The sequence below is a fragment of the Streptomyces colwelliae genome, from assembly GCF_048158785.1.
Classification (GTDB): domain Bacteria; phylum Actinomycetota; class Actinomycetes; order Streptomycetales; family Streptomycetaceae; genus Streptomyces.
Window position 1 is genome coordinate 1 of record NZ_JBLTJC010000531.1, and the last position, 5,759, is coordinate 5,759.

Sequence of the window (5,759 nt, forward strand, 5' to 3'; positions counted from 1 at the left end):
CTTCAGGGCCGATGGGGGTCTGGGGGCGCAGCCCCCAGGGGCGGCACCACCAGTTCGGGACAACCACGAGTTCAGGGGAACGTCAGCGCGTCCGGTCCCAGTGCCGGCACCAACCCCTCCGCCGCCGCGCGCGTCAGCAACCCCCGGATCGCCGCGTACCCGTCCTCGCCGAGGTCCGCCGTGAACTCGTTGACGTACAGGCCGATGTGCTGGTCGGCGACGGACGGGTCCATCTCCTGGGCGTGTTCCATGACGTACGGGCGGGAGGCCTCGGGGTCGTCCCAGGCGGCGCGGACCGACGTACGGATGGAGTCGGCGAGCAGGTTCAACTGCTCGGCGCCCAGGGACCGTTTGGCGATGATCGCGCCCAGCGGGATCGGCAGGCCGGTCGTGGCCTCCCAGTGCTCGCCCATGTCCGCGAGCTTGTGCAGGCCGTAGTTCTGGTACGTGAAGCGCGCCTCGTGGATGACGAGCCCCGCGTCGACCTTCCCGTCCCGCACGGCCGGCATGATCTCGTGGAACGGCATGACGACGATCTCGCCGACCCCGCCCGGGACCGTGTCCGCCGCCCAGAGCCGGAACAGCAGATACGCGGTCGACCGCTCGCTCGGCACGGCGACCGTACGGCCGGTGAGGTCCACTCCCGCGTCCCGGGTGAGGACCAGCGGGCCACAGCCCCGGCCCAGCGCACCCCCGCAGGGCAGCAGCGCGTACTCGTCGAGGACGTACGGCAGCACGGCGTACGACACCTTCAGCACATCCAACTCACCGCGTTCGGCCATGCCGTTGGTGATGTCGATGTCCGCGAAGGTCACGTCGAGCGCGGGCGCGCCCGGCACCCGGCCATGGGCCCAGGCGTCGAAGACGAACGTGTCGTTCGGGCAGGGGGAGTAGGCGATCTGTAGGGGCTCGGTGGATTCAGTGGATGCGGTCATGCCTGTTCCAACTCTCCAGTACGGGCGCGCACTTCCCGAATCCCTCCGTCAGGGCCGCGAGCGCGTCGCCGATGCGCCAGGCGGCGCGGTCGCGCGGGCCGACGGGGTTGGAGACCGCGCGCAGTTCCAGGACGGGGATGCCGTGTGCGGCGGCGGCCTCGGCCACGCCGAAGCCCTCCATCGCCTCCGCGAGGGCGCGGGGGTGGCGGGCGCGGAGTTCCGTGGCGCGGGCGGCCGTTCCGGTCACCGTGGAGACGGTGAGTACGGCTCCGGTGCGGGCGCCGGTCGCGGCCGCGAGGTCTCGTACGAGTGCACCCGGCGGACGGTGGGTGACGGTGCCGAAGCCGAGTCCGGTGACCGGGACGAACCCGTCGGGGGTTTCCGCGCCCAGGTCGGCGACGGTGATCTCGTCGGCGATCACGAGGGAGCCGACGGGCGCCTCGGGCTGGAAGCCGCCCGCGATCCCGGCGGAGACGACGAGGGCGTAGGGGGTGCGGGCGAGGGCCGTGGCGGTGGAGGCGGCGGCAGCGGCCGGACCTACGCCGGCGGCGATGACATCGACCCGGCTGTCGCCCGTGAACGCCCGTGCCACCGCGTCCCGTTCGGCGGGGACGGCGGTGGCGACGAGAATCCGTACGGAGGACGGAGTGGACGCGGACGTGGTCAGGAGTCCTTCTTGAACTTGAAGGACCACAGGCCCTTGACCGTCTTGTCGCCCTCCTTGATGGAGACGACGGTCGAGTTGCCGGTCGCGCCGTACTGGGTGTTGAAGAACACGCTGCCGGGGATCGTGCGGTAGGTCTTCTTGCTGGAGTCGGTCAGCGGCTGACCGTTCATCAGGATCGTCCAGCCGTTGTCGGCGATCTTCGGGTCGACACCGAAGCGCACGGTGTCGTCCGGGTCGACCGAGATCGACGTGGAGGCCTTCAGGCACTTCGCCAGGTCCGCGGTCTTCACCGCGTCGCCGTCGTTGTAGCAGGTGGCCTCCGTGTGGACCGAGTTCCTCCCGACGGTGATCGTCGAGATCGGCGTCGGCTTGTCGCACGCCGACAGGACGAGCAGTCCGGCGGAAACGGCACCGGCGGCGGCGACGGCGCGGCGGCGTCGCACAGCGGATTGCATGGTCATGGGGCGAAGGCTATCGGGCCCGTCCAGTACTCCCCCCACGTGGGGTGCGGCGCGGCGGGCCGGGTGGTGCGGGTTAGGCCACTCGCGGGCGTCCACCGGCCCCGTGACGTGCGGAGGCGAGCAGCCCGCGCAGGGTGGTCAGCCAGCCCAGGGCGATGACTCCGGCGGCGAGGGTGAAGCCGAGGGTGCCGTTCAGCGGCATGACGATGCCGATCGCGCCGCCCAGCACCCAGGCCATCTGGAGCATCGTCTCGGACCGCGCGAACGCCGAGGTGCGCACCAGCTCGGGCACGTCCCGCTGGATCAGCGCGTCCAGGGACAGCTTGGCCAGCGCCTGGCAGAACCCGGCCGTAGCCGCGAGACAGGCCACCAGCACGGCGCCGAAGAAGATCGCCGCGGTGATGGCCGCGCCCAGGACCAGCGCGACGACGGTCACGATGATGAGTTCCGGGGCCCGTTGCCGCAGCCAGGAACCGACCGCCGTACCGAGCGCGTTGCCCACGCCCGCCGAGACGGCGACGATGCCCAGCGACACGGCCGCGCTCTGCCCGGTCATCGGGTGCTCGCGCAGCAGGAACGCGAGGAAGAAGGTCAGGAAGCCGGAGAGCCAGCGCAGTGCCGCGTTGGCGCCCAGGGCGTGGGTGACGGCGATGCCGACCGTGCGCAGCCCCGGACGCTTGACCTCCTTGGTGTGCGGGCCGTGCAGATGGTCCTCGTCCGCCGCGAGCAGCGCCGTGTCCTCGCCCTTGGCCGAGTCGACCTTGGGGTCCAGGGAGAACGACAGGACCGTACCGGCGACGAAGATCACGAAGGCGCCGTAGAGCGGCCAGGGGTCGCCGATGGCGTGCAGGCCGCCCGCGATCGGGGCGGCGACGCCGGTGGCGAGGAGCCCGGCGAGGGTGACTCTGGAGTTGGCCTTCACCAGGGAGATGCGGGGTGGCAGCAGCCGGGGCACCACGGCGCTTCTGACGACGCCGTACGCCTTCGAGGCGACCAGGGCGCCCAGGGCGGCCGGATACAGCTCCAGGCTGCCGCTGGCGACCGCGCCGGAGATGATCAGCGCGAGGAGGGCGCGGGCCAGCATCGCGGCGGCCATCGCGGCGCGGCGGCCGTGCGGGAGTTTGTCGAGGAGGGGCCCGATCACCGGCGCGAGGACGGTGAAGGGCGCCATGGTGATCGCGAGATAAAGGGCGACCCGCCCCCGGGCCTCATCGGTCGGGACGGAAAAGAAAACCGTCGAGGCGAGGGCGACGGTGATCATGACGTCGCCCGCGCCGTTCACCGCGTGCAGTTCGATCAGTCTGCCGAGGCCCGACTCGCCCGCGCCGTGCGCGTGGGTCGCCTTGCGGATGCCGCGGGCGGTACCGGTGACGGGGAAGTGCAGGGCACGACCCATCGCGCGGACGGAACCGCTCACCCGGCCCGAACCGCCACCTCGGATGTTCCCCTTCGCGCCACCGACCCCGGTGGCACCTTGGGGCGACCTCGCGGCTGCCACCCCGTCATAGTGCCCCGAGAACGGCGTGAGTAGTGCGGTTACCGCGCGTATGGAGGCGTACGGGGATGGATTCAGTGCCCTTGCACAGGTCTCCGGGGGACAGCCGCACAGGTCTCGGTATGGCCGCCGCGCAGCGCCCGAGGGACCGTCGGTGTGGGCGCATGGCGCGGGAGAAGGTAGCGTGCGTAGCGCGCCGTGGCGATTGTTCTCGGCCGCGCGCCTCTCGGCCATCCCGCAGAATGGATGGCGTAGGCGTGCCCGAGCGCGATCGGGCGCGGACGTCGACGCGGCCCTCCACCAGTGCCTCCACGGGCCTGGTACATGTCTTTCAGCCGCTCCGTCCGCTCCCTTCGCCACACCAGGCGCACCCGTGAGACGGCGTAGGAGAGAAGCGATACCTGTGAGCGCAGCGACCACGCGAAGCCGCACCCCCGACCGCCTGTGCGCCGAGGCCGTCGACCTCGCCCGTGCCGCAGCCGAGGAGGCCGCCGCGCCCGGCGTGGTCGGCGAGCATGCCGGCTTCGAATCCGAGGGCGACCGTGTGGTCACGCACTTCTTCGAGTGCAAGGAGTTCGGCTACCGGGGCTGGCGCTGGGCGGTGACGGTCGCGAGGGCGTCCCGCGCGAAGCTGATCACCCTGGACGAGGTCGTGCTGCTCCCCGGCCCGGACTCGCTCCTGGCCCCCGAATGGGTCCCGTGGAGCGAGCGCCTGCGCCCCGGCGACATGGGCCCCGGCGACCTGCTCCCCACCGACGCGGAGGACCTCCGCCTGGAGCCCGGCTACACGGGCGAGGACGAGCCCCCGCCGAATTCCGCGGTCTCCGAGGAGATGGCGGAACTGGTCGAGGCGGAGGACGCGGAGGTGACGGCGGGGGTGCCCGCGGCGCTCCCGTTCGCGCCGACGCGCGGCTCGATCGCCTCGGTGGCGGAGGAACTGGGCATCCGCCGCGCCCGGGTCCTCTCCCGCTACGGCCTCCACGTCGCCGCCGACCGCTGGGAGGACGGCTTCGGCCCGAAGACCCCGATGGCCCAGGCGGCTCCGGCGGCCTGCGTCAGCTGCGGCTTCCTGGTCGCGGTCGGCGGCTCCCTGGGCCAGGCGTTCGGCGTCTGCGCGAACGAGTTCTCCCCGGCGGACGGCCACGTCGTGTCCCTGTCCTACGGCTGCGGCGGCCACTCGGAAGCGGCGGTCATGCCCAAACCGCCCCAGCCGCCGCCGCACGTGATCGACGAGACGATGGTCGACCCGTTCCCGCTGCGGCCTGCGGCGGATTCGGGGTCGGTGTCGGTGGGCGTGGACGAGGATTCTGCGGAGTTGGGGCACTCGTAGAGGTGTGCCGGTCGGTTCACGGCTTGGGCTGGCCGGTGCCCCTGTCTTCTCCGTAGCGCGGCAGGTTGTCCGTGGAGATCGTCCAGTCGGCGATGGTGACGTCCTCGCCGTAGACGAAGTCCTTGCGGGTGGCGTAGCGGGGGCCGTCGGGGGTGGCGTGGATGTCGGTGAGGACGGCTCCGGTACCGGTGCGAGGGTCGAAGACGGCGTAGGTGGGGATCCCGATCAGGGGATAGTCGCGCATCTTGCCGACCCAGTCGTTGTCCGGATTGGAGCGGGAGACCACTTCGATGGCGGCGATGAGGGTGTGCGGGTCGAACGAACCCGGCACGTCCATGTCTGCCCACGCGATCACCATCACATCGGGGTGGCGCATGATGCCCTCGGCTTCGGCTTCCACATCCGGTGTCCCTGTGTGAGCGACCAGGTCCTCCGGCATGGCCTTCTCCAGGCGCTTGCGAAGATGGAGCGTGGTCAGCTCGTGCGGACCGATGGGCGCCATCATGTCGTGGACGATCCCTTCCTTGGTGATCTCGAACTTGCCGGGAAGGGTGTCGTCCATGGACTCCACGACGTCCCTCATGGCCCGGTACTGGTGGGTGGCGCCCTGTTGCGCGTTGTCCGGGGCGATGGTCATGGCGCTCGCTCCTCGTGGTCTGTGCCCAGGGGCAGGGATCGTCCCCTTCATGCTAGGCGGCCCCCGGAAGATCGGTTCGGCACTCATGGCAGAGCCCCGGGGTCGGTGAGCGGAAGGCGTGGTCGCAGCCTTCGCAGTTCTGGAGCGGGTGCCGTACGGCTGCCGCCGCCGATGACGTACACGGGGCGGTCTTCCGATGCCGACCTGTCCGGCGCCTGTCTCTGATACACATCT

The 5,759-nt window shown here is 71.2% G+C and carries 6 protein-coding genes; 1 reads left to right on the forward strand and 5 read right to left on the reverse strand.

Going from position 1 to position 5,759, the window contains the following annotated elements; genetic code table 11:
• Positions 1–71: 71 nt before the first annotated feature.
• The 4 genes from ACNFOC_RS49880 to ACNFOC_RS49895 form a co-directional block, all read right to left on the reverse strand.
• Positions 72–935, reverse strand: a complete 864-nt coding sequence (locus tag ACNFOC_RS49880) for a 1,4-dihydroxy-6-naphtoate synthase (protein ID WP_416965622.1) — start codon at positions 933–935, stop codon at positions 72–74.
• On the reverse strand, positions 919–1,629 hold the full coding sequence (locus ACNFOC_RS49885) for a futalosine hydrolase (protein WP_416965623.1): 711 nt from the start codon (positions 1,627–1,629) through the stop codon (positions 919–921). The genes ACNFOC_RS49880 and ACNFOC_RS49885 overlap by 17 nt, the downstream gene beginning before the upstream one ends.
• The gene (locus ACNFOC_RS49890; RefSeq protein WP_033281199.1) at positions 1,599–2,063 is read right to left on the reverse strand and encodes a hypothetical protein; all 465 of its coding nucleotides are present in this window, start codon (positions 2,061–2,063) and stop codon (positions 1,599–1,601) included. Before ACNFOC_RS49890 ends, ACNFOC_RS49885 begins: the two co-directional genes overlap by 31 nt.
• A gap of 73 nt (positions 2,064–2,136) precedes the next feature.
• Entirely contained in the window at positions 2,137–3,561 is a 1,425-nt protein-coding gene (locus tag ACNFOC_RS49895) for an MFS transporter (RefSeq protein WP_416965624.1), read from the reverse strand.
• A 400-nt stretch (positions 3,562–3,961) separates the two neighbouring features.
• On the opposite strand from ACNFOC_RS49895, the gene ACNFOC_RS49900 reads away from it, so the two are divergent.
• Positions 3,962–4,888, forward strand: coding sequence for a DUF3027 domain-containing protein (locus ACNFOC_RS49900; RefSeq protein ID WP_416965625.1), 927 nt, complete (start codon positions 3,962–3,964; stop codon positions 4,886–4,888).
• 16 nt (positions 4,889–4,904) lie between these two features.
• On the opposite strand, the gene ACNFOC_RS49905 is transcribed toward ACNFOC_RS49900, so the two are convergent.
• The gene (locus tag ACNFOC_RS49905) at positions 4,905–5,525 is read right to left on the reverse strand and encodes a Uma2 family endonuclease (protein WP_416965626.1); all 621 of its coding nucleotides are present in this window, start codon (positions 5,523–5,525) and stop codon (positions 4,905–4,907) included.
• Positions 5,526–5,759 lie beyond the last annotated feature (234 nt).